The organism is Hymenobacter sp. B1770, assembly GCF_049896385.1.
Taxonomy (GTDB): Bacteria; Bacteroidota; Bacteroidia; order Cytophagales; family Hymenobacteraceae; genus Hymenobacter.
This window is the reverse complement of sequence record NZ_JAFCUF010000008.1, coordinates 91,716-115,079: the sequence shown is the minus strand read 5'-3', so window position 1 is coordinate 115,079 and position 23,364 is coordinate 91,716. Positions and strand designations below refer to the sequence as shown.

19 protein-coding genes and 4 tRNA genes are annotated in these 23,364 nt (G+C 54.4%); 3 read left to right on the top strand and 20 right to left on the bottom strand.

Annotated elements, in window-relative coordinates:
- Positions 1-31: 31 nt before the first annotated feature.
- The 20 genes from rpsJ to ACP7AJ_RS16405 form a co-directional block, all read right to left on the bottom strand.
- A complete protein-coding gene (gene rpsJ, locus ACP7AJ_RS16500; protein WP_035567915.1) occupies positions 32-337 on the bottom strand; it encodes a 30S ribosomal protein S10 in 306 nt (101 codons plus the stop codon).
- Between the two features lie 39 nt (positions 338-376).
- On the bottom strand, positions 377-2,515 hold the full coding sequence (fusA, locus tag ACP7AJ_RS16495) for an elongation factor G (protein ID WP_426061306.1): 2,139 nt from the start codon (positions 2,513-2,515) through the stop codon (positions 377-379).
- 107 nt (positions 2,516-2,622) lie between these two features.
- Positions 2,623-3,090 (bottom strand): 30S ribosomal protein S7, encoded by a 468-nt coding sequence (gene rpsG, locus ACP7AJ_RS16490; RefSeq protein WP_035567919.1) that lies wholly within the window; start codon positions 3,088-3,090, stop codon positions 2,623-2,625.
- A 90-nt stretch (positions 3,091-3,180) separates the two neighbouring features.
- On the bottom strand, positions 3,181-3,612 hold the full coding sequence (gene rpsL / locus ACP7AJ_RS16485; protein WP_068191715.1) for a 30S ribosomal protein S12: 432 nt from the start codon (positions 3,610-3,612) through the stop codon (positions 3,181-3,183).
- Positions 3,613-3,795: 183 nt separating this feature from the next.
- Positions 3,796-4,119, bottom strand: a complete 324-nt coding sequence (locus ACP7AJ_RS16480; protein ID WP_426061305.1) for a DUF3467 domain-containing protein — start codon at positions 4,117-4,119, stop codon at positions 3,796-3,798.
- 70 nt (positions 4,120-4,189) lie between these two features.
- Positions 4,190-4,480 (bottom strand): GIY-YIG nuclease family protein, encoded by a 291-nt coding sequence (locus ACP7AJ_RS16475; RefSeq protein WP_426061304.1) that lies wholly within the window; start codon positions 4,478-4,480, stop codon positions 4,190-4,192.
- A 140-nt stretch (positions 4,481-4,620) separates the two neighbouring features.
- Positions 4,621-8,976 (bottom strand): DNA-directed RNA polymerase subunit beta', encoded by a 4,356-nt coding sequence (gene rpoC / locus ACP7AJ_RS16470; RefSeq protein WP_426061303.1) that lies wholly within the window; start codon positions 8,974-8,976, stop codon positions 4,621-4,623.
- A 388-nt stretch (positions 8,977-9,364) separates the two neighbouring features.
- Complete coding sequence (rpoB, locus tag ACP7AJ_RS16465) at positions 9,365-13,234, bottom strand: DNA-directed RNA polymerase subunit beta (RefSeq protein ID WP_426061397.1); 3,870 nt, start codon at positions 13,232-13,234, stop codon at positions 9,365-9,367.
- Between the two features lie 276 nt (positions 13,235-13,510).
- Complete coding sequence (rplL, locus tag ACP7AJ_RS16460) at positions 13,511-13,891, bottom strand: 50S ribosomal protein L7/L12 (RefSeq protein ID WP_068191708.1); 381 nt, start codon at positions 13,889-13,891, stop codon at positions 13,511-13,513.
- Between the two features lie 68 nt (positions 13,892-13,959).
- Positions 13,960-14,508, bottom strand: coding sequence for a 50S ribosomal protein L10 (gene rplJ / locus ACP7AJ_RS16455; RefSeq protein ID WP_426061302.1), 549 nt, complete (start codon positions 14,506-14,508; stop codon positions 13,960-13,962).
- Between the two features lie 15 nt (positions 14,509-14,523).
- A complete protein-coding gene (gene rplA / locus ACP7AJ_RS16450) occupies positions 14,524-15,222 on the bottom strand; it encodes a 50S ribosomal protein L1 (protein ID WP_426061301.1) in 699 nt (232 codons plus the stop codon).
- 19 nt (positions 15,223-15,241) lie between these two features.
- Positions 15,242-15,685, bottom strand: coding sequence for a 50S ribosomal protein L11 (gene rplK / locus ACP7AJ_RS16445; protein ID WP_426061300.1), 444 nt, complete (start codon positions 15,683-15,685; stop codon positions 15,242-15,244).
- 121 nt (positions 15,686-15,806) lie between these two features.
- The gene (gene nusG / locus ACP7AJ_RS16440) at positions 15,807-16,373 is read right to left on the bottom strand and encodes a transcription termination/antitermination protein NusG (protein ID WP_068191701.1); all 567 of its coding nucleotides are present in this window, start codon (positions 16,371-16,373) and stop codon (positions 15,807-15,809) included.
- 12 nt (positions 16,374-16,385) lie between these two features.
- Complete coding sequence (secE, locus tag ACP7AJ_RS16435) at positions 16,386-16,580, bottom strand: preprotein translocase subunit SecE (protein WP_426061299.1); 195 nt, start codon at positions 16,578-16,580, stop codon at positions 16,386-16,388.
- Between the two features lie 63 nt (positions 16,581-16,643).
- A tRNA-Trp gene (locus tag ACP7AJ_RS16430) sits at positions 16,644-16,714 on the bottom strand.
- Positions 16,715-16,865: 151 nt separating this feature from the next.
- Positions 16,866-18,056, bottom strand: coding sequence for an elongation factor Tu (gene tuf / locus ACP7AJ_RS16425; protein WP_426061298.1), 1,191 nt, complete (start codon positions 18,054-18,056; stop codon positions 16,866-16,868).
- A 167-nt stretch (positions 18,057-18,223) separates the two neighbouring features.
- Positions 18,224-18,295 (bottom strand) — tRNA-Thr (locus ACP7AJ_RS16420).
- 15 nt (positions 18,296-18,310) lie between these two features.
- Positions 18,311-18,383, bottom strand: a tRNA-Gly gene (locus ACP7AJ_RS16415).
- A gap of 17 nt (positions 18,384-18,400) precedes the next feature.
- Positions 18,401-18,483: transfer RNA gene (locus ACP7AJ_RS16410), tRNA-Tyr, on the bottom strand.
- A gap of 170 nt (positions 18,484-18,653) precedes the next feature.
- Entirely contained in the window at positions 18,654-21,242 is a 2,589-nt protein-coding gene (locus ACP7AJ_RS16405) for a M1 family metallopeptidase (RefSeq protein WP_426061297.1), read from the bottom strand.
- Positions 21,243-21,339: 97 nt separating this feature from the next.
- Between ACP7AJ_RS16405 and ACP7AJ_RS16400 the strand changes: the two genes are divergently transcribed.
- The 3 genes from ACP7AJ_RS16400 to frr all read left to right on the top strand — a co-directional run bounded on the left by ACP7AJ_RS16400 (position 21,340) and on the right by frr (position 23,349).
- The gene (locus ACP7AJ_RS16400) at positions 21,340-21,843 is read left to right on the top strand and encodes a biotin/lipoyl-containing protein (RefSeq protein ID WP_426061296.1); all 504 of its coding nucleotides are present in this window, start codon (positions 21,340-21,342) and stop codon (positions 21,841-21,843) included.
- Between the two features lie 42 nt (positions 21,844-21,885).
- On the top strand, positions 21,886-22,686 hold the full coding sequence (pyrH, locus tag ACP7AJ_RS16395) for a UMP kinase (RefSeq protein ID WP_426061295.1): 801 nt from the start codon (positions 21,886-21,888) through the stop codon (positions 22,684-22,686).
- 99 nt (positions 22,687-22,785) lie between these two features.
- Positions 22,786-23,349: a ribosome recycling factor gene (gene frr / locus ACP7AJ_RS16390; protein ID WP_426061294.1), complete on the top strand. Its 564-nt coding sequence runs from the start codon at positions 22,786-22,788 to the stop codon at positions 23,347-23,349.
- Positions 23,350-23,364 lie beyond the last annotated feature (15 nt).

Here is a 23,364-nt window from a genome sequence, read left to right as displayed (position 1 = left end):
GCTTTTCTTAATTAAGACTGAAATCGAATCCTCAGACTTTGATTTCTACGTCAACGCCGCTGGGCAATTCCAGCTTCATCAGAGCATCTACGGTCTTCGACGAAGTCGAGAAGATGTCCACGAGGCGCTTGTAGGTGCAAAGCTGGAACTGCTCCCGGCTCTTCTTATTCACGTGGGGCGAGCGCAACACGGTGAACTTCTCTTTTTGGGTCGGCAAAGGAATCGGGCCGCTTACGATGGCACCGGTGGCCTTCACAGCTTTCACGATTTTCTCGGCCGATTTGTCCACGAGGTTGTGGTCGTAGGACTTCAGCTTAATGCGAATTTTCTGGTTCATTGGGGGTTTTGGTCCGATTGACCAAGTTAGTGACCGGTATTATTTACTTCCTTTTACTTTAGCAATGATGCCTTCGGCCAAGTTGCTTGGCACTTGCTCGTAGTGCGAGAACGTGAGCGATGCCGAAGCACGACCCGACGAAATCGTACGCAGGGCAGTTACGTAACCGAATAGTTCCGACAGCGGAACGTCGGCCTTGATAACTTGGGCACCGCCTTTGGTGTCCATGCCTTTCATCAGACCACGACGACGGTTCAAGTCACCGGTTACGGGACCCGTGTATTCGTCGGGGCAAACCACTTCAACAGCCATGATGGGCTCGAGCAATTTCGGGCCAGCCTGACGAGCTGCTTCGCGGAAACCACCGCGGGCGGCAAGTTCGAACGACAGGGCGTCCGAGTCAACGTCGTGGAAGGAACCGTGGTAGAGACGCACTTTCATGCCCTCAACTGGGAAGCCGGCCAATGGACCTTGACGCATGGCCTCTTCGAAGCCTTTCTGAATCGGCTGGATGAATTCGCGGGGAATAACACCACCAACAATGGCGTTGTCAAACTCGAAGCCGGGCTTTTCTGGCTCGGTCTCTTTTGGGCCGAGTTCGAAAACGATGTCGCCGAATTTACCACGGCCACCGGTCTGCTTCTTGTAGGTTTCGCGGTGGTCGACCTTCTTGGTCAGAACCTCCTTGTACGCTACCATCGGAGCACCCTGGTTGATTTCCACTTTGAATTCACGACGCATGCGGTCGATGATGATTTCCAAGTGAAGCTCACCCATACCACGCAACACGGTCTGGCCGGTCTCGGGGTCGGTGTTAACCTTCAGGGTGGGGTCTTCCTCGATGAGCTTGGCGATGGCCATGCCCATTTTGTCAACGTCAGCCTGAGTTTTTGGCTCGATGGCGTAACCAATTACCGGCTCGGGGAAGCTCATCGACTCAAGGACGATAGGGTTCTTCTCTTCGCTCAGCGTATCACCGGTTTTGATGTCTTTGAAACCAACACCTGCAGCAATGTCACCCGCCTGAATTTTGTCAATCGGGTTCTGCTTGTTGGAGTGCATCTGCATCAGGCGCGAGATACGCTCCTTCTTGCCTGTGCGGTTGTTCAGTACGTACGAACCAGCGTCCAGCACGCCGCTGTAGCAGCGGAAGAAGCACAGACGGCCTACGAATGGGTCGGTAGCAATTTTGAATGCCAGAGCGGTGAAAGGCTCCGAGTTGTCGGGGTGACGCTCGATTTCCGCGCCGGTATCGGGGTGGGTACCGATGATGGCGGGCATGTCGAGGGGCGACGGAAGGTAAGCCATAACGGCATCCAGCATAGTCTGCACACCCTTGTTTTTGAAAGCCGAGCCGCACAGTACGGGCGAAAACTTCATGTCGATTACCGCCTGGCGGATAACGACCATCATTTCTTCGCGGGTAATGGAATCAGGGTTATCGAAGAATTTCTCCAACAACGCGTCATCATACTCAGCTACGCTCTCAACGAGCTTCTGACGCCATTCAGCTACCGTCTCCACCAAATCCTCGGGAACGGGGATTTCGCTGTACGACTTGCCTTCGGTAGCATCGTCCCACACAATGGCTTTGCCGGTCAGCAAATCCACTGCACCGCGGAACGTGTCTTCAGCACCAATCGGAATCTGCAACGGCACTGGGTTAGCACCCAATTTGTCTTTGATTTCGGCAACGGCCTTAAAGAAGTCAGCACCGGCACGGTCCATTTTGTTGACGAAGCAGATGCGGGGCACGCTGTATTTGTCAGCCTGACGCCATACGGTCTCCGACTGGGGCTCAACACCCGACACGGCGCAGAACAGGGCCACGGCACCGTCGAGTACACGCAGCGAGCGCTCCACTTCCACCGTGAAGTCCACGTGGCCGGGGGTGTCAATCAGGTTGATTTTGTATTGCTTGGTTTCCGACGTTGGGTCACCCTTCACGTCGGTTGGGTAGTTCCAGAAAGTGGTCGTAGCAGCCGAGGTAATCGTGATGCCGCGCTCCTGCTCCTGCTCCATCCAGTCCATCGTGGCAGCACCATCGTGCACTTCCCCGATTTTGTGGGTTTTACCCGTGTAGTACAGAATACGCTCCGAGGTCGTGGTCTTACCGGCGTCGATGTGCGCCATAATCCCGATGTTCCGGAGGTATTGTAGGTCTTTGTTAACGGCCATGATTTTGGTTAGGGCTTAGAAATTTGGGGTCTCAGGTCTTGGCGCTTTAACAGAACAGTCCGTCAAATAAATCCAAGTCCCTAAGACCCCAAACCCAATTATCCAGTTTAGAAACGGAAGTGCGAGAAGGCCTTGTTGGCCTCTGCCATGCGGTGGGTGTCGTCTTTCTTCTTAACGGCAGCACCTTCGCCTTTAGCGGCAGCGATGATTTCGCCAGCCAGCTTGTCCTTCATGGTCTTCTCACCACGACGACGCGCGTACTGAATCATCCATTTAGCACCCACCGAAATGCGGCGGTCAGCGCGCACTTCAATCGGAACCTGGAAGGTAGCACCACCTACGCGGCGGCTCTTTACTTCCACGGTGGGCATTACGTTGTTCAACGCTTTGCGCCACATTTCGAGGCCGCTCTCCTTGGTGCGCTGCTCCACGAGGTCGCAAGCGTCATAGAAGATGGTGTACGCCAGGTTTTTCTTACCGTCGTACATCATGTAGTTCACGAAACGGGTTACCAGCGTCTCCTTGTACTTAGGGTCCGGCAGCAAGATGCGCTTCTTTGGTTTAGACTTTCTCATGATAGGTAGTTGATATTGAGTAGTCAGTATCAAGGAGGCGCAGTTCCGTTTCCGGTGCCACGCATCACTGACTACTCACTACTAGCTGATTTATTTCTTTTTAGCGGGTGCGCCTTTGCCACCCTTGCCAGCTGCTGCTGCGGGTTGACCTGGCTTCGGACGCTTGGCACCGTACTTAGAACGACGCTGGGTCCGGCCGCTTACACCGGCGGTGTCCAGGGCGCCACGGATAATGTGGTAGCGTACACCTGGCAAGTCTTTAACCCGGCCGCCACGAATCAGCACGATGCTGTGTTCCTGGAGGTTGTGGCCTTCACCGGGGATGTATGCGTTTACTTCCTTACCGTTGGTAAGGCGCACACGGGCCACTTTGCGCATAGCCGAGTTCGGCTTCTTAGGCGTGGTGGTGTACACACGGGTGCACACGCCCCGACGCTGCGGGCACGAATCAAGGGCGGGCGACTTCGACTTGGTAGTCAAAGCCTCACGGCCTTTCCGTACTAACTGATTGATGGTTGGCATTTAGCGATTGGTTTGTTTGGAGCCGTTTGCCCCTAAAATTTGGCTTGCAAAGGTAAGATTATTTCGCCGCAATAGCAAACACACTGAGGATGTTAATTTTTAACTGTCTTCTTTTCGGCCAAAATAAAAAGCGCCTCCACTCGAAAATGAAGGCGCTTTCGCGTCTGGAATGACTTGTTCAGCTTAGGCTTCCCCTACCGCACCGCCGAAGTTCATTGGATAGCTAGGAGCCTCGTTCTGCATTTTGATAGCCCCAAAGGCAGCTTCAAAGCGCTCAATATTCTCCGACAAGGCTTGCAAAAGGCGCTTGGCGTGCTCGGGCGTGACGACGATGCGCGCTTTAACCTTGGCCTTCGGCAGGCCGGGCATCATACGGATGAAGTCAATTACGAACTCACTGTTGCTATGCGCAATCATGGCGAGGTTAGCGTATTCGCCCTCAGCCATAGCTTCGGAAAGCTCAATGTTGATGGCGTTTGGGTCCGGGTTTTGGTCGTTTGGTTGCATAAGGTGATTATTAAAACATCACAGTAGAACGTCATGCTGAGCTTGCCGAAGCATCTTTACCGCTTCGTTGTTAGCCTTCCCACTTCTCTAAGTCAATGTCGGTCCAGTCAGGATTTGAAGTATTGATTAACGCGTTTTTCTTTGCTCTAGTCCATCCTTTTAATTGCTTTTCGCGGGCAATAGCTTGAGTGGTGTCAGGCAGTAGTTCAAAGTAAACCAGTAAATCAGCTTGGTAGCGGCCGGTGAATTTACTGACATCTCCATTGGCAGAGCGATGTTCATACAAGCGGCGAGTAAGGTCGTTGGTTACACCAATGTACAGAACCGTACGGCCCGAGTTAGTGAGAATGTAAACGTACATATCAATCAGGCGTTCGGTTAACGAAGCGGTAAAGATGCTTCGGCAAGCTCAGCATGACGTTCTATGTGGTTTGGCTCGTTGAAATAGAAAAGCCGACCGGGTTACCCCAGTCGGCTTTTCTATTACAAACCTACGGCAGATTACTCTGCCGATACTTCGCGCTTGCCAGCGCGGCTGGGCCGCTTGGCAGGCACCACTTCTTCGGCGGCCTTGGCGGCTTGCTGCGCAGCCTCCATTTCCTCTTTCGAGCCTACTACCTGACGCGTGTACTCGCGCAAGCCAGTACCGGCCGGGATGAGGTGACCAACGATTACGTTCTCCTTCAAGCCCAGGAGCTGGTCGGCCTTGCCACGGATGGCGGCTTCGCTCAGCACCTTGGTCGTTTCTTGGAAGGAAGCGGCCGAGATGAACGAGGCCGTACCCAACGAAGCCTGCGTGATGCCTTGCAGCGTCGGACGCGAAACAGCAGGTTGTGCATCGCGCACTTGCACGAGGGCAAGGTCGCGGCGCTTCAGGCTGCTGTTCTCGTCGCGAAGCTTGCGGGCGTTCACAATCTGACCGGGCTTCATGTTGGTCGAGTCACCGGCTTCGGTCACGACTTTCATGTCGATAATCATGTCGTTCTCGGCCATGAAGATGATTTTGTCAATCACCTGGTTTTCTAGGAACGACGTGTCACCGGCATCCAGAATCACAACTTTCTGCATCATCTGGCGAACTACCACCTCGATGTGCTTATCGTTGATTTTCACACCCTGCAAGCGGTATACTTCCTGAATCTCGTTCACGAGGTATTCCTGCACGGCACCGGGGCCCTGAATGCTCAGGATGTCCGAAGGCGTGATGGCACCATCCGACAGCGGCATGCCGGCGCGGATAAAGTCGTTGTCCTGCACCAGAATGTGCTTCGACAATGGCACCATGTACTTCTTCTTAACACCGTCTTTCGACTCCACGTAGATTTCGCGGTTGCCACGCTTCACGGTGCCGTAGGTTACTACGCCATCGATTTCCGATACCACAGCGGGGTTCGACGGGTTCCGGGCTTCGAAGAGTTCGGTAACACGTGGCAGACCACCGGTGATGTCGCGGGTTTTGCCCACGGAGCGCGGAATCTTAGCCAAGATGTGACCGGCCTTGATTTTATCGTTGTTCTCCACGTTCAAGTGCGAACCTACGGGGATGCTGTAGCCCTTCTGACCTTCAACATCACCCTTTTTGCCGGGGCGAACGATGATGGACGGGTTCTGGTCCTTGGCTTTCGATTCGATGATTACTTTCTCGCGGTGACCAGTCTGTTCGTCCGACTCCTCACGATACGTAATGCCTTCGGTGATGGCGTCGAACTGAACGGTACCATCGAACTCGGCCAAAATAACGGCGTTGTAAGGGTCCCAGTTGTTCAGCTCCTGGCCTTTCTCCACTTCCTGACCTTCTTCTACCAGCATAAATGAGCCGTAGGGAACGTGGTTGGTAGTGAACACTTTGCCAGTGCCTTTCTCCACGATGCGAATCTCGCCCGAGCGACCCATTACCACAGCACCTTTCACACCTTCCGGCGTGGTGGTAGCCACGGTACGAACGTCTTCGAACTCAACCACACCAGCGAATTTGGCTTTGATGTTGGCTTCAACCGCAATGTTGGAAGCCGTACCACCTACGTGGAAGGTACGCAGGGTTAGCTGCGTGCCGGGCTCACCAATCGACTGAGCGGCGATAACACCCACGGCCTCACCACGCTGCACCATGCGGCCCGAAGCCAGGTTACGGCCATAGCACTTGGCGCAGATACCGCGCTTGCTTTCGCAAGTCAGTACCGAGCGAATCTCCACCGACTCGATGCCGGTAGCATCGATGCGACGGGTCGTGTCTTCCTTGATTTCCGAACCGGAAGTTAGGATTACTTCGTCCGTATTGGGGTCGATGATATCGTGAACCGTTACGCGGCCCAGAATACGCTCCGACAGTGGCTCTACGATATCCTCGTTGTCTTTCAACGCGAAGGTTTCGATGCCACGCAGGGTACCGCAGTCCGGCTCGTTCACAATTACGTCCTGCGAAACGTCTACCAGACGACGGGTTAGGTAGCCGGCGTCAGCCGTCTTCAAAGCCGTGTCGGCAAGACCTTTCCGGGCACCGTGGGTCGAGATGAAGTACTCGATTACGTCCAGGCCTTCTTTGAAGTTAGACAGAATCGGGTTTTCGATAATCTCACCAATCGAGCCCTGCAGCGACTTCTGCGGCTTGGCCATCAGACCACGCATACCGCCCAACTGACGAATCTGCTCGCGCGAGCCACGGGCTCCCGAGTGCATCATCATGTAGATGGAGTTGAAGCCCTGGTTTTCACGCTCCAAACGACCCATCAGCGTTTCCGTGATTTGGTTGTTGATACGCGTCCAGATGTCGATAACCTGGTTGTAACGCTCGTTGTCGGTAATCAGACCCATCTGGTAGTTCTGGGTTACCGCCTTCACGTCGTTCTGTGCTTGCAGAATCAGTTCGTCCTTCTCTTTCGGAATCTGGATGTCGCCCAGACCCATGCTCAAGCCGCCTTTATAGGCCGACTGGAAACCAAGGGTCTTGATGTCGTCCAGGAACTGCGCGGTGCGGGCCATGCCCGTGCGCTTGAACACCGTCGAGATGATTTGCTGGAGCTTCTTCTTGGTCAGCAGCTCGTCGATAAAGCCCACTTCTGCGGGAATCATCTGATTGAAAAGAACGCGGCCGGCCACGGTGTCAACCACCTTGGTTACTAAGTCGTCGTTCTCGTCGCGAATCTGCGTACGCACCTTAATGTAGGCGTGCTTCGAGAGTTGACCTTCGTTTAGGGCGATTACCACTTCCTCATCCGAGTAGAACACGCGGCCTTCGCCCTGAATCTTCTCGTCGTCGGTGCTGCGCTTGCCTTTAGTTACGTAGTACAGACCCAGAACCATGTCCTGCGACGGTACCGCAATGGGCGCGCCGTTGGCAGGGTTCAGGATGTTGTGCGAGGCCAACATGAGCATGGAGGCTTCCAGAATAGCAGCCGGTCCGAGGGGAACGTGCACAGCCATTTGGTCACCGTCAAAGTCAGCGTTGAAAGCCGTACAAACGAGGGGGTGCAGCTGGATAGCCTTTCCCTCGATGAGGCGCGGCTGGAACGCCTGAATACCCAAGCGGTGAAGCGTAGGAGCACGGTTGAGCAACACGGGGTGGCCTTTTAGTACGTTCTCCAGGATGTCCCAAACCACGGCGTCCTTGCGGTCCACGATTTTCTTAGCCGATTTCACCGTCTTCACAATGCCGCGCTCGATGAGCTTGCGGATGATGAACGGCTTGAACAGCTCGGCCGCCATGTTCTTGGGCAAACCACACTCGTGCAGTTTCAGCTCAGGACCAACGACGATTACCGAACGACCCGAGTAGTCGACACGCTTACCGAGCAGGTTCTGACGGAAGCGGCCCTGCTTGCCTTTCAGCATATCGGACAGCGACTTCAGGGCGCGGTTGCCTTCGGCGCGCACGGCGTTCACCTTACGCGAGTTGTCGAACAAGGAGTCAACAGCTTCCTGCAGCATGCGCTTCTCGTTCCGCAGAATCACCTCGGGCGCTTTGATTTCAATCAGGCGCTTGAGGCGGTTGTTGCGGATGATAACGCGACGGTACAGGTCGTTCAAGTCGGAAGTAGCGAAACGGCCACCATCCAACGGAACGAGGGGACGCAATTCCGGCGGAATCACCGGCACCATGCGGATTACCATCCACTCAGGGCGGTTTTCCACGCGGGTAGCGGCGTCACGGAAAGCTTCTACTACACGCAGACGCTTCAACGCCTCAGCCTTACGCTGCTGCGAAGTCTCGTGAGCGGCGGAGTCACGCAGCGAGTAGCTCAACTCGTCTAAGTTGATGCGCTCCAGCAACATGTGCAGGGCATCGGCACCCATGCGGGCGATGAACTTGTTGGGGTCCTCGTTGGGCAGCATCTGGTTCTCCCGGGGGAGCTTGTCGATGATGTCCAGGTACTCGTCCTCGGTGAGGAAGTCGAGAATCTGCACACCTTCTTCCGCCAAAGTACCGGGCTGAACAACGACGTACCGCTCGTAATAGATAATCTGGTCGAGCTTCTTGGTGGGCAGGCCCAGCAAGTAGCCGATTTTGTTGGGCAGCGACTTGAAGTACCAGATGTGAGCAACGGGCACCACCAGTTCGATGTGGCCCATGCGCTCACGACGCACCTTCTTCTCGGTCACCTCCACGCCGCAACGGTCGCAGATGATGCCCTTGTAGCGGATGCGCTTGTATTTGCCGCAATGGCATTCCCAGTCCTTAACCGGACCGAAAATCCGCTCACAGAACAAGCCACCCATTTCGGGCTTGTAGGTGCGGTAATTGATGGTTTCAGGCTTCACCACTTCGCCGGTGCTGCGCTCCAGAATTGCTTCGGGCGAGGCCAGGGAAATAGTGACTTTGGAGAAGTCCTGAACCAGTTTCTTGTTTTTTGCGAAAGCCATTTGATTGGTTTTAAGCTGTTAGCTGTTGGCTTTGAGCTGTTGGGCGCCTCATTCTTCGCCAGAAGAATGCAAGAGTTCCCAACAGTTTGACTCTTAGAAAAGTGCCGCTACGGACCAGATAGGTATGATGCGCAAAAGCCTTTTAGAAGGTCGGGTAATCTAGTTGCCGGGCCAGCGGACGGATGGGAAGGCCTTCAGTTAGGAAACTCAGAGAGTGAATTGCTGTCCTGACCATATCTCGGAACAACCTCTCCTTTATCTGTCACCGAAGCGTTTTCGCACCCTTCGTTACATGAACTGCTCATTTAGCAGCTCGTATGGCTTGCCGGCAATTAAGCCACTTGCTGCGTGCGAGGCGTGGGCCCCACAAGCAACAAGCAGCTCGTAATTATTCCAGGGTGATTTCCAGTGCCAGACCACGGAGTTCGTGGAGCAACACGTTGAACGACTCGGGGATATTCGGCTTGGGCAGAACGTCGCCTTTTACAATGGCTTCGTACGCTTTGGCACGACCCACCACGTCGTCCGACTTCACCGTCAGGATTTCCTGGAGAACGTTGGAAGCACCGAAGGCCTCCAATGCCCACACCTCCATCTCGCCGAAGCGCTGGCCACCGAACTGCGCTTTACCACCCAGCGGCTGCTGCGTGATGAGCGAGTACGGCCCAATGGAACGAGCGTGCATCTTGTCGTCAACCAAGTGTCCCAGTTTGAGCATGTAAATCACGCCTACCGTTACCGGCTGGTCGAAACGGTCGCCCGTTAAACCATCGTGCAGGTAAGCACGGCCCCAATCGGGCAAGCCAGCTTCGGTCAACTCACGAGCAACTTCGTCTTCGGTAGCACCGTCGAAAATGGGGGTAGCATACGTGCGACCCATTTTCAGACCAGCCCAGCCAAGTACGGTTTCGTAAATCTGACCGATGTTCATCCGGCTTGGTACACCGAGCGGGTTCAACACGATGTCCATAGGCGTGCCATCGGGCAGGAAGGGCATGTCCTCATCGCGCACGATGCGGGCAACCACACCCTTGTTACCGTGGCGGCCGGCCATTTTATCACCCACCTTCAGCTTGCGCTTCTTGGCGATGTAAACTTTGGCGAGCTGCACGATGCCAGCAGGCAGTTCGTCACCAACTTCCAAGGTGAAGCGCTGACGCTTAAATTTCGCGGTGATGGTGTTGCGGCGCTTGGCGTAGTTACGCACCAGCTCCAGCACCAGGCCATTCACGCGGGCATCAGCCGTCCAGCCTTCCAGAATCAGGTCCTTAAACAGGTTCACTTCTTCGGGAACGGCGTAGTTGCTTTCGTCCTTATAAGGGTTCTTCTCGGGGAACATCCCTTCGTTGATGTTCTTGCGGTTGAACTTCACGCCCTTGGCAATCATTTCCTCGCCGAAGCGGTGCTTGATACCCTGCGACGTTTTGCCTTCCAGCAATTGCACCAACTTGTCAATCATGATGGCTTTCACGCCACGCAGTTCCTGCGCGTAGGTCGCCTTCAAGTCTTCCACTTCCTTCTTCGACTTGGCCCGGAGGTTTTTGTCTTTTTTAGGACGCGAGAAGAGCTTGGTGCCGATAACAACACCCTGCAAGGAGGGCGGCGCCTTAAGCGAAGCATCCTTCACATCACCGGCCTTGTCGCCGAAGATGGCACGGAGCAGCTTCTCTTCCGGAGTCGGGTCCGTCTCGCCCTTAGGCGTGATTTTACCAATCAGGATGTCGCCTTCCTTCACTTCAGCGCCGAGGCGGATGATGCCGTTGTCGTCGAGGTTGCGGACGGCTTCTTCGCTCACGTTCGGAATTTCCGAAGTCAGCTCTTCTTCGCCGCGCTTGGTCTCGCGCACTTCCAGCTCAAATTCCTCAATGTGAATCGAGGTAAAGATGTCGTCGCGAACCACGCGCTCCGAGATGACGATGGCATCCTCAAAGTTGTAGCCCTGCCACGGCATGAAGGCTACCTGCATGTTGCGGCCAAGGGCGAGTTCGCCTTGGTTTGTGCCATAACCTTCGCAAAGCGCCTGGCCCTTGGTTACCCGCTCGCCACGCTTCACAAGCGGCGTCAGGTTGAGGCAAGTGTCCTGGTTGGTGCGACGGAACTTGATGAGGTCGTAGGTAATCCGTTCAGCATCGAAGCTCACCATGATGTCGTCCTCCGTGAGGTCGTACTTCACCACGATTTTGTTGGCGTCAACGTAGTCAATAACGCCTTCACCTTCCGACATAATGAGGGTACGCGAGTCACTGGCAATGCGCGCCTCCAGACCCGTGCCCACAATCGGAGCTTCGGGGCGGAGCAGCGGAACTGCCTGGCGCTGCATGTTCGAGCCCATCAGTGCACGGTTGGCGTCGTCATGCTCCAGGAACGGAATCAACGAAGCAGCAACCGATACAATCTGGTTCGGGGCAACGTCCATGTAGGAGTACTCCGAAGGATTTACCACCGGGAAGTCACCTTCAAAACGGCCTTTCACCAGCTCCTGAGTCAGCTTACCGTCCTCATCAAGCAGGGAGTTAGCCTGGGCGATGTGGTGTGTATCTTCTTCCTCAGCAGTCAGGAACTTCACGTTCTCGCTCATGTCCACCTTGCCGGCTTTCACGTCGCGGTAAGGCGTCTCGATGAAGCCCATGGCGTTCACGCGAGCATGAACGCACAGCGACGAAATCAAACCAATGTTTGGTCCCTCCGGCGTTTCGATGGTGCAAAGACGACCGTAGTGGGTGTAGTGAACGTCACGCACTTCGAAACCAGCACGCTCACGCGACAGACCTCCTGGCCCAAGAGCCGATACGCGACGCTTGTGCGTCACCTCGGCCAGCGGGTTGGTTTGGTCCATGAACTGCGACAGCTGGTTCGTACCGAAGAACGAGTTGATTACGCTCGACAGGGTGCGGGCATTAATCAGGTCGACCGGCTTGAAGTCCTCGTTGTCGCGCACGTTCATGCGCTCTTTGATGGTACGCGCCATACGAGCCAGACCTACGCCAAACTGGGCATAAAGCTGCTCCCCTACCGTGCGTACACGACGGTTGCTCAAGTGGTCAATGTCGTCGACAATGGCTTTGGAGTTGATAAGACCAATCAGGTACTTCACAATCAGAACAATGTCCTGATTGGTCAATACCCGCGACTCCTGCTCCATGCCAATCTGCAGCTTCTTGTTGATGCGGTAGCGGCCTACTTCACCGAGGTCGTAACGCTTATCCGAGAAGAATAGCTTTTGGATGATGTCGCGGGCGGTTTCTTCGTCAGGAGCCTCCGTGTTACGGAGCTGGCGGTAAATCTGCTCAACAGCTTCCTTTTCCGAGTTGGAGTTGTCCTTTTGCAGCGTGTTGTAGATAATTGCGAAGTCCGCAATGTTTACATTTTCACGGTGCAGGATTACCGACTTAGCGCCGGCCTCCAAAATTACGTCGATGTCAGCATCTTCGATGGTAGCATCACGCTCGAGCAACACTTCGTTGCGGTCGATGGATACTACTTCGCCGGTGTCTTCATCCACGAAGTCCTCTGTCCAGGTGCGCAGCACCCGGGCAGCCAACTTGCGGCCTACGATTTTCTTAAGATTTTTCTTGTCAGCCTTTACTTCCTCTGACAGACCGAACAAGTCAAGAATGTCTTTGTCGGTACCATAGCCGATGGCGCGAAGCAGCGTCGTCACCGGGAATTTCTTCTTCCGGTCGATGTACGCGTACATCACGTTGTTCACGTCCGTGGCAAATTCAATCCAAGAACCTTTAAACGGAATAATACGGGCCGAATACAGCTTGGTGCCATTCGTGTGCTTGCTCTGGGCAAAGAATACACCCGGCGAGCGGTGCAGCTGCGATACAATAACGCGCTCGGCGCCATTGATAACAAACGAGCCCTTAACGGTCATGTAAGGGATGTTCCCAAGGAACACCTCCTGCTCAATCGTCTCGAAGTCCTCGTTGTCTTTATCATTGCAAATCAACCGGAGCTTGGCCTTCAGGGGAACCGAGTAGGTCAGGCCGCGGTCGATGCACTCATCAACCGAATATTTCGGTGGGTCGACGTGATAATCGATAAAGTTGAGCACGAAATTTTCGCGCGAATCCGAAATCGGAAAGTTCTCGGCAAACACTTTGAACAATCCTTCGTTAGAACGACGCTCAGCAGCGGTTTCCAACTGAAAGAATTCTTGGAACGAGCGAACCTGCACGTCCAGGAAGTCCGGATATTCAATAACCTTCTTAATCTTGGCGAAATTGATTCGCTCGGCGGCCGTTTTCTTCAGGGCGGCCGTCTTTGCTTTCGGTGTAGCCAATGCGATGGGGGTTAAAAGATGGACACAGAAGCGTAAAAAAGGAAGCCGGGGTGGCGGCTGGTCAGCAATGCAAGGCAGAACCTAGCACTCCCTAACGCGCACGTAAACAGTGACGTTAGCTGACGCAAAGAAGCGCGAACTAGAAAGCTCGCGCTTTTGACACACTACAAACAGGAAAAGACCTGGCTAAGTTGCCAGGTCTAATCCTTATTCGAAGCGAGTCCGGAGATGCTTCAGGAGCAGAAATTACTTAACTTCTACTTCAGCACCGGCTTCCTCGAGCTGCTTCTTCAGCGACTCAGCCTCGTCTTTGGTAACGCCTTCTTTCAGGGGCTTAGGAGCACCGTCAACCAGTTCTTTGGCTTCCTTCAGGCCGAGGCCGGTCAGGTCCTTCACCAGCTTAACTACAGCCAGCTTGGCACCACCAGCAGCCTTCAGGATAACGTCGAACGACGTCTTCTCTTCAGGAGCCTCGTCAGCAGCAGCAGCGCCGCCACCAGCCATCATCACGGGAGCAGCAGCAGCGGGCTCGATGCCGTACTCGTCCTTCAGGATGGTTGCCAATTCGTTTACTTCTTTCACCGTCAGGTTTACAAGCTGCTCAGCGAATGCTTTCAAATCTGCCATTTCTGTAGATTGTTAAAAAAATGTGTTGTTGAAAATTTATTGTTGAAGTCGAAAAAGAGAAGTGGCGCTTAGGCGGCCTCTTTTTCGGAAAGCGTTTTGAGGATACCGGCCAATTTGTTGCCACCGCTCTGAAGAGCCGAGATAACATTTTTGGCGGGCGATTGCAGCAGGCCGATGAGTTCACCGAGCAGTTCCTGCTTGCCTTTGATGGTGGTCAAACCTTCGAGTTGGTTGGAGCCAATGTAGATGCTAGCATCTACATAAGCGCCTTTCAGCACGGGCTTGGGCTCAACACCGCGGGGATAAGCCTGAGCTTTGTAGAAGTCACGCAGCAGCTTGGCGGGAGCCGAGCCGCTCTCTTGCGAGAACAACACGCCCGAAGAGCCTTTCAGCGCAGCATCCATCTCCGAAGTATCGTGGCCGAGGGTGTCCAGCGCCTTACGGATAAAGGTGTTTTTGTACACCTTGTATTCCATACCGCGGTTGAAGCACAGACGACGGAAATCGTTGATTTTCGCTACCGTCATTACCGAAGCATCGACGATGTAGAACGAGTTGTGCGATTGGAATTTTCCGCTCAACTCATCCACGAGGGCTTGTTTTTCTTCCCTGGTCATGTTTGGTTGGGTTAATTAGTTAGCGGAATTGACTTGGCTGTCTACCGGAACGGCAGGCGACATCGTGCTGCTGAGCGTGATGCTCTTGATATAAGTGCCTTTCGAAGAAGAAGGCTTCAAGCGGCCCAACGTCTGGATTACCTCCAAGGCGTTTTCAGCCAGCATCTTTTCGTCGAACGATACTTTGCCCACCGAGCAATGAATGATACCAGTCTTATCAACTTTAAAGTCGATTTTACCGGCTTTCACTTCCTGCACAGCCTTGGCTACGTCAGTAGTAACGGTACCAGACTTCGGGTTCGGCATCAGACCACGGGGACCGAGCACACGGCCCAGGCGACCTACCTTAGCCATTACGGCGGGCATGGTGATGATTACGTCGATGTCGGTCCAGCCTTTCTCGATTTTAGCGATATAGTCGTCCAGACCCACGAAGTCGGCGCCGGCGGCCAGAGCTTCGGCCTCCTTATCGGGAGTAACCAGAGCCAGAACACGCACAACTTTGCCGGTGCCGTGGGGCAGGGTGGCCACGCCACGAACCATCTGGTCCGCTTTGCGGGGGTCCACGCCGAGGCGAACGTCGATATCGACTGAAGCGTCGAACTTGGTGTAGGTAATGTCCTTCACCACTTTGGCGGCCTCAATGAGGCTGCGCACTTCCGTAAGGTCGTGCTTGGCAAGGGCTTCCTTGCGCTTTTTGCTGATTTTTGCCATCTGTCGTTTTTCCTTTTAATTATTCAGCAAAAGGAGAGTCGCCTTTGATGGTAATACCCATGCTGCGGGCCGTACCTGCCACCTGCTTCATAGCTGCTTCCACCTTGAAGGCGTTCAGGTCAGCCATTTTGGTTTCGGCGATGGTGCGGACTTGGTCCCACGTCACGGAGCCTACCTTGTTGCGGTTGGGCTCTTTCGAACCGCTCTGCAGCTTGGCAGCTTCCATGAGCAACACCGGAGCCGGTGCTGTCTTCACCACGAAGTCAAACGACTTGTCGGTGTACATGGTGATGAGTACAGGACAAATTTGGCCGGCTTTATCTTGGGTGCGAGCATTGAACTGCTTGCAAAACTCCATGATGTTCAAGCCTTTGCTACCAAGTGCAGGTCCTACCGGCGGCGAAGGGTTCGCGGCGCCTCCCTTTATCTGCAGACGCAGATAACCTCTGATTTCTTTGGCCATTTGATTGAGTTGGCTGTGGCTCCTGCGTCGTAACTCGCGCTTGCCTCAGTTTGTATAAACTCCTGTTTGGAAGCCCCGCCGACCCGGAGCAATTAGCCGGCGTGGTATAATCGATGGAGGCTTAAACCTCTTTTTCTACTTGGGTATAGCTGAGTTCTACCGGCTGCGAACGGCCGAAAATCTTCACGACTACATTGAGCTTCTTACGCTCCTCGAATACTTCGTCCACATTGCCGGAGAAGCCGTTGAACGGACCATCTACTACTTTAACGAGTTCGCCCACTACGTAAGGCTTGTCGAGGGTAGCGGTAGTCTGCTGCTCGGCTTCGTCCACAATGCCAAGGATGCGATTTACTTCGGAGATGTGCAGGGGGACGGGCTTGTTGTTGGCCGCGTCCTTCTTGTCTTTGTCGCCGAGGAAACCAATCACACCAGGCGTGCTAGTAATGATGTGGTCGACTTCACCATGGCCGAGGTCGGCGTGGATGATGATGTAACCGGGATACAGGTTCCGCTCGCGCACGCGCTTCTTGCCGTTGCGCATCTCAAACACCTTCTCAACCGGAATCAACACTTGCGGAACAAGCTCGGTCAGGTTGTGCCGGCCGAGCTCTGTTTCGAGGTAGTTTTTAGCTTTCTTCTCCTGGCCGCTCACTGAGCGAACCACGTACCATTTCAATTCGCCCATCTTGATTGCTGATTAGCGAAACGAGTTATAAAAAGCTTTGAGGACAGTTTCAAAGCCAACATCCATAATGCCTACCACCACGGCAAACACGAGCGAACCAATCAGCACGAGACCGGCGCTTTTTTGCAGTTCCGTCGTCGAAGGCCACGTTACGTTGTAGCGCATCTCCTCGATGGTAGTGCGGAAATAATTGCTCAGTTTGTCCATTGGTTAAAGAAAAATCAGCGGTGCCGCTGGAAACTTATGGAGCGGGCCAACTGGCCCAAATTGCACGAGTGGAGAGATTCGAACTCCCATCAAAGGTTTTGGAGACCTCTATTCTACCCTTGAACTACACTCGTTTGTTAACACTCCCGCTTAACGCATTTCGCCAAAGGGAGTGCAAAGGTAAGAGAAACAGCGGACAAAACAAATATTCCCTTCTGTTTCAGCGTAAAAAAGCCGCCCCCGAGTTGTCGGAAGCGGCCTTTTTTTTAACTGCTAAGCCGAAGCTTAGTCAAGTACTTCCGTTACCTGACCAGCACCTACCGTACGGCCACCCTCACGGATAGCGAAACGGAGGCCTTTCTCCATTGCCACCTTGTTGATGAGTTCAACGGTGATGGTGATGTTGTCGCCGGGCATTACCATTTCAACGCCCTCGGGGAGGGAGATGATGCCGGTAACGTCGGTGGTACGCAGGTAGAACTGCGGACGGTAGTTGTTGAAGAACGGCGTGTGACGGCCACCTTCCTCTTTCGAGAGAACGTACACCTCAGCCTTGAACTTCTGGTGGGGAGTTACCGAACCGGGCTTGCAGATAACCATGCCGCGACGGATGGCTTCTTTTTCAATACCACGGAGCAGCAGACCTACGTTGTCACCAGCTTCGCCACGGTCGAGGATTTTGCGGAACATTTCCACACCCGTAACCGTCGACTTCAGGCCGGCAGCAGCACCCATACCGAGGATGTCAACTTGCTCACCCGAGTTGATGATGCCGCGCTCGATACGACCAGTAGCAACAGTGCCACGGCCAGTAATCGAGAACACGTCCTCAACAGGCATCAGGAAGGGCAGGTCGGTCAGACGAGCAGGAATCGGTATGAACGAGTCAACCGCTTCCATCAATTCGTTGATTTTGGGAACCCAGTTGGCATCGCCGTTCAGGCCGCCGAGGGCCGAACCCTGGATAACCGGAATGTTGTCGCCATCGAAGTCGTAGAACGAGAGGAGTTCGCGGATTTCCATTTCCACCAGCTCGAGGAGCTCGGGGTCATCCACCATGTCCACTTTGTTCATGAACACCACCAGCTGAGGAACACCTACCTGACGAGCGAGCAGGATGTGCTCACGGGTCTGGGGCATTGGGCCGTCGGTAGCAGCTACCACGAGGATAGCGCCGTCCATTTGAGCGGCACCTGTTACCATGTTCTTTACATAGTCGGCGTGACCGGGGCAGTCAACGTGAGCGTAGTGACGGTTAACCGTCGAGTACTCCACGTGAGCGGTGTTGATAGTGATACCACGCTCTTTTTCTTCGGGAGCATTGTCAATCGAAGAGAAGTCACGCTTTTCGGCCAGGCCCTGGTTTGCCAACACCATGGTGATAGCAGCGGTCAGGGTCGTTTTACCGTGGTCGACGTGGCCGATGGTACCGATGTTTACGTGCGGCTTGGACCGGTCGAAATTTTCTTTAGCCATTGTAAAGAGTAAAAAAGAGGTGGTGAAGTGAATTTGAGGATAAATCCGACCCTACAACAAGAAAGCGAGACTCAGCCCCTACGAAATAGAAAACTGTGCGTCGCTTACCTGAGAGAACCGTGCCCGCAGCCCGAGAATATGAGCTGTAGGACTTGTAATGTAATCTGAGCCATTTATGGGATTTGAACCCATGACCTCTTCCTTACCAAGGAAGTGCTCTACCACTGAGCTAAAACGGCTTATGCTAAAAAATGAGCGGGAGACGAGGTTCGAACCCGCGACCTGCAGCTTGGAAGGCTGCCGCTCTACCAGCTGAGCTACTCCCGCAGTTGGCCTCAAAAAAGTGGGGAGAGAAGGATTCGAACCTTCGAAAGTTTACACTAACAGAGTTACAGTCTGTCCCATTTGGCCGCTCTGGAACCTCCCCAATTTGTTGCTTGCTGGCCGATTACCAGAAAGCGTTTCCCTTTTGTTTTGCCAGCTACCGAAGCAGTAGTGTTTCGTAAGGAGTCGCAAAATTAAGGGTTTTCTGACAAGGAGCAAGCATTAAAGCGAAAAAAGGTTAGACTTTTTTCTGAAAAAACTGCTCCCGCGCTCTTACATAAGGTTATAGAACGCCTTAAGCCGGTCGTCGGTTTCTTTGTCGCGGATGTTTTGGAGCACGGCTTTTAGGGTGGGCGTGGTGGGGGCAAGCAAAGCGAGGCCGCGATAAGCACCTAATCGCACTTCAAAGCGGGGCGCAGTGCGAGCGTATTCTTCCAGGACTTTCAGCCCTTTGTCACGCTCTACGGGGGGAATATGACTCATGAGGGTGCCGAAAGCCTGGAAGTAGGCGTACAGGTCTGCTTCCGCTACGTCGGGTAGACGGCGAAGGAACCAGCTGTATTGGTCGAGGCTGCCATTGGTGGCGTAGTAATTCGCCACTGCAAGGACGAGCGTGCTGCTGGTGGTATTATCGAGAGCAGCTACCTGCTGCCGGGAGTTCTCGCTCGGCTTTTTGGCGAGGGCTTCTACCGCCGCTGCCGCTACCAAGGCAGAACTGTCGTTGACAGCCGTGCCAAAAATGGGGCCAAAGGTGGCATCTGAGAAAGTAGCCAACGTGGTGATGGCCTGGGCCCGGACCCGGGGATTGGGGTCGGTGGTGGCGAGGCGCTGAATGTCTTTGCGCATCGCATCCGGCTCGGGGCCACGGTAGCGGCGCACGTGGTCGAGGGCGGCACGTCGCACGGCCCAGAACTTATCATTCATGGCGTTGCGCAGCATGCTACTCACTGTCAGCTCAGTGGTTTTGTTGTGGAGAAGCTCCATGGCCTCCGACTTCTGCTGGTAGCCGCGGGCGTGGTAGAACTGGAATATCAGTTCGTCTTGGGTCCGTTCTTCTTCAAACTGAGCCAAAAGCTGGCTTTCATTGTCGAATTTAACCAAGTTGGGCTTCTGGTTAGCGGGCAGCACAAAGGTCTGATTGGCCTTGGTGACCGTGATACGGTGCTCGGTTGGCTGGTTATTGTTGGTCCAGACTGCCACGGTGACAGGCAGGCGGTATACGGGCTGAAACAGGGTATCCTGCACCTGCTGCACGCGCAGGGTTACCTGGCCGTTGGTGTACGAATGGCTGATGCGCAGCTCCGGGTGGCCGCGCTGCATGAACCACTGGTTGAAAAACCAGGTGAGGTCCTCGCCGGTAATTTCCTCAAACGCGGTACGCAGCTTGGAGATTTCGACTGCGCTGTGCTTGTTCTGCACTAAGTAGCGGTTCAAGGAGGCGTAAAAAGCTTCGTCGCCTACCAATTTGCGAAGCATGTGCAACACGCGCCCGCCCTTATCATAGGAGTGGCGGTCGAACATATCTTCCCGGTTGTTGTAGCGGTAGCGGATGAGCGGTTCTCGCTTGGACAGTGCTTCTTCGAGATAGTTGTTGATTTTGGTTTCCTGCACGAGGCCGGCTTCATCGGCACCCAGCTTAAACTCGGCCCAGAGGAATTCGGAGTAATCAGCGAATGACTCGTTCAGGGGCAGGTTGGCCCAGGATTCGCTAGTGACGTAGTCGCCGAACCAATGGTGAAACAGCTCGTGGGCAATCGTTGACTCGCCGGATTGGTAGTTGGCATCAATCAACTCGCGGCGGGTAAGCTGAATGCTGGAGCCATGGGTAGTGGCCGTGGTATTTTCCATGGCGCCGCTCACGTAGTCGCGCACGGCCACCTGGGCGTATTTATCCCAGGGGTATTCTATGCCGAGCCGTTTAGAGAAGAAATCCATCATCTCGGGCGTGCGGCCGAAGATGATGCGGGCGGTGCTGGCATATTGAGGCTCGACGTAGTAATCGACGGGCTTGCCGTGCCAGGAATCATTCACCACGGTGAATTCGCCCACCACCATGGTGGCGAGGTAAGGCGCGTGGGGCTCGCTAAGTTTCCAAGTGTCGGTACGGGTGCCGTCGGCATTGGCTTTGGAGGAAGTCAGGGTGCCGTTGGAAAGCGTTTTAAACTGCTTTTCCACCGTCATGCTGATTTCCTGGGTCATCCGCTGGTTGGGCTTGTCGATGGTGGGGAACCAAGCGGAGTTAGCCTCGGTCTCGCCCTGGGTCCAGATTTGTCGGGGCTTATTTTTCTCCGTAACTAAGGGGTTGATAAAGTAGAGGCCTTTATCAGAGGTGATGGCGGCGGAGCCACCCTGGGGCAGTTCGTTGGGCTTGGCCACGTACATGATGCGCACCTGATAGGGAGTGGTGCGCGGGTACGGGCGGTCGAGGGCAATGACGAGCTTGCGCTTGTTGTAGTTATAAGTGAGGGTCTTGTTCTTCTTATCGCCAACTAGCTCGACCTTTTGAATATCGAAGCCTTTGGCATCGAGGGCAACTTCCGTTTGCGGGTAGAAATGAGAGCGCAACGTGAGGATGGCAGTGCCCAGGAGGTATTGCTTTTTGTAATCGAAGCGAACATCAAGCTTTGTGTCGAGGACATCGGTGAGGATGGTGGCGGCAGGTTGCAGCGGCGCTTCGGCAGGCAGCCACGAGGGCACTACTAGCCCAGCGACACGGGGTGCAGACTCAGCCGGCGCATCTGCCTTTTTATGCACGGGCGCCTTGGCCGCAGGCTTACGCGCACCTTGCCCCGACGATTGGGCCGCAGCCAGCAAGTGAACAAATAACAGCAGGCTGGTGAAGCCCAGGACCAAATATCTCATGCAAACGATAATAGGCGAAAAACGCCTCAATTTCTGAATTAATTTGAGATTTGACCTACCTTTAACCCCCACTTTCATCCCACCCCATCCGCTTCAGATGCTACAAATCAGCACCGGCCCCGAGCAACTCTGGGAAGTTGACTTCCGCGCCGCCGATACCATTACGCTCAACGGCGAGCCTTTTGCTTGGGACATAGCGAATCTGGGTGAAGGCCGGTTTCACGTGTTGCACGAAGGTCGTTCGTATAATGCGGAAGTTGTGTCAACCGACTTTGCTGCCAAGAATATTGTGCTGAAGATAAACGGACAGCGCATCGAACTAAACGCCAAAGACCGGTTCGACTTGCTGCTTGAGCGCTTGGGCATGAGCAACGCAACCGCTGCGAAAGTTAACGAGTTGAAGGCCCCAATGCCCGGTCTTATCGTAGACATCAGGGTAGAGCCCGGCCAAGCTGTACAAAAAGGCGACCCATTACTGGTATTGGAAGCCATGAAGATGGAAAATATCCTGAAAGCTCCGGCCAATGGCACTGTTGGCAGCCTCAAAGTGAACCTGCGCGACAATGTGCAAAAAGGCCAGGTGCTGGTGCAGTTCTCGTAGCACCCGTTATTAAATTATTCCGAACTACTCACCCACTTCGAATTGAAATACAATCGCATCCTTCTAAAGCTCAGCGGCGAAGCGCTAATGGGCCAGCAGCAGTACGGCATCGACGCCGAGCGGCTGATGCAATACGCGTCCGAAATTAAATCCGTGGCGGCTACCGGCGTGCAAGTGGCCGTGGTGATTGGCGGGGGCAACATCTACCGCGGCGTAGAAGCCGAAGCATTTGGCCTCGACCGCGTGCAGGGCGACTACATGGGCATGCTCGCGACGGTCATCAACTCCATGGCCCTGCAAAGCGCCTTAGAGAAGCTGGAAGTAAGCACGCGCCTGCTGTCGGGTCTCACCATTCAGCGGGTATGCGAGCCGTATATCCGGCGGCGTGCGGTGCGGCACCTGGAAAAGGGCCGCGTGGTCATTTTTGGGGCCGGCATTGGCTCGCCTTATTTCACTACGGACTCGGCGGCCTCGCTGCGAGCCATTGAGATTGAAGCCGACGTAGTGCTGAAGGGCACGCGGGTAGATGGCATTTACACGGCCGACCCGGAGAAAGACCCCACCGCGACTCGCTACGATGAGATTACCTTCGACGAGGTGCTGAGCAAGAATTTGAACGTGATGGACATGACGGCCTTCACGCTCTGCAAGGAAAATAATTTGCCCATCATTGTGTTCGATATGAACACGGCAGGCAACCTGCAGCGTTTGCTCGACGGCGAATCGATGGGCACGTTGGTGAGCGATGGCAACTCCAACATTCGCAACGCCCGCAAGCCCTTGCTGGACCCTAAGCAAAGCTTATTGCAGCCCCTGCTAGGCAATCAGCCAGAGCAAGCATAATTTTTAGTTGTCAGTTGCTGGTTGTCAGTTGTTAGTTTGTACTGAAAACTGGGAATCGGCCTGACAACTGACAACCACCAACTGACAACTAAAAACAAAATGGACGAAGAAATTCAGTTTTACCTCGACGAGCTTGCTGAATCGATGAGCAAGGCGCTGGCGCACGTAAACGTAGAAATGAGCCGCATCCGGGCGGGCAAGGCCTCGCCGACCATGCTCGACGGTCTGCGCGTGGACTACTACGGTACGTCGACGCCGGTTAGCCAGATTGCTACCATCACCGCTCCGGATGCCCGGTCGCTGCTCATCAAGCCCTGGGAGAAAAACATGATTGGCGAGGTATCCAAGGCCATCAAGAACAGCGACCTGGGCTTGAATCCGGTGACGGATGCTGAGGGCGTGCGCCTCAATATCCCGGCCATGACCGAGGAGCGACGTCGTGAGCTGGTGAAGCAAGCCAAAAACGAATCGGAAGCCGGCAAGGTGCGGGTTCGGGGCATCCGCAAGGATGTGAACGAGGCCCTCCGCAAATTGCTGAAAGAAGGAGCTTCGGAAGATGCCATTAAGAGCGCTGAAGAGAAAGTGCAGAAGACGACCGACACCTATATTGCCGAGGTTGATAAGACGCTTAGCAAGAAGGAATCGGAGATTATGACCATCTGATTTGATTGGTTTGAA

Excerpts from the sequence above, each read along its gene's own strand:
- ACP7AJ_RS16475 (WP_426061304.1), bottom strand. The coding sequence starts at position 4,480 with ATGTACGTTTACATTCTCACTAACTCGGGCCGTACGGTTCTGTACATT.
- ACP7AJ_RS16405 (WP_426061297.1), bottom strand. The coding sequence starts at position 21,242 with ATGAGATATTTGGTCCTGGGCTTCACCAGCCTGCTGTTATTTGTTCAC.
- rpsG (WP_035567919.1), bottom strand. The coding sequence starts at position 3,090 with ATGAGAAAGTCTAAACCAAAGAAGCGCATCTTGCTGCCGGACCCTAAG.
- rplA (WP_426061301.1), bottom strand. The coding sequence starts at position 15,222 with ATGGCAAAAATCAGCAAAAAGCGCAAGGAAGCCCTTGCCAAGCACGAC.
- fusA (WP_426061306.1), bottom strand. The coding sequence starts at position 2,515 with ATGGCCGTTAACAAAGACCTACAATACCTCCGGAACATCGGGATTATG.
- rplK (WP_426061300.1), bottom strand. The coding sequence starts at position 15,685 with ATGGCCAAAGAAATCAGAGGTTATCTGCGTCTGCAGATAAAGGGAGGC.
- rplL (WP_068191708.1), bottom strand. The coding sequence starts at position 13,891 with ATGGCAGATTTGAAAGCATTCGCTGAGCAGCTTGTAAACCTGACGGTG.
- rpoC (WP_426061303.1), bottom strand. The coding sequence starts at position 8,976 with ATGGCTTTCGCAAAAAACAAGAAACTGGTTCAGGACTTCTCCAAAGTC.
- secE (WP_426061299.1), bottom strand. The coding sequence starts at position 16,580 with ATGGACAAACTGAGCAATTATTTCCGCACTACCATCGAGGAGATGCGC.
- tuf (WP_426061298.1), bottom strand. The coding sequence starts at position 18,056 with ATGGCTAAAGAAAATTTCGACCGGTCCAAGCCGCACGTAAACATCGGT.
- rpsJ (WP_035567915.1), bottom strand. The coding sequence starts at position 337 with ATGAACCAGAAAATTCGCATTAAGCTGAAGTCCTACGACCACAACCTC.
- rplJ (WP_426061302.1), bottom strand. The coding sequence starts at position 14,508 with ATGACCAGGGAAGAAAAACAAGCCCTCGTGGATGAGTTGAGCGGAAAA.
- frr (WP_426061294.1), top strand. The coding sequence starts at position 22,786 with ATGGACGAAGAAATTCAGTTTTACCTCGACGAGCTTGCTGAATCGATG.
- rpsL (WP_068191715.1), bottom strand. The coding sequence starts at position 3,612 with ATGCCAACCATCAATCAGTTAGTACGGAAAGGCCGTGAGGCTTTGACT.
- nusG (WP_068191701.1), bottom strand. The coding sequence starts at position 16,373 with ATGGGCGAATTGAAATGGTACGTGGTTCGCTCAGTGAGCGGCCAGGAG.
- ACP7AJ_RS16480 (WP_426061305.1), bottom strand. The coding sequence starts at position 4,119 with ATGCAACCAAACGACCAAAACCCGGACCCAAACGCCATCAACATTGAG.
- ACP7AJ_RS16400 (WP_426061296.1), top strand. The coding sequence starts at position 21,340 with ATGCTACAAATCAGCACCGGCCCCGAGCAACTCTGGGAAGTTGACTTC.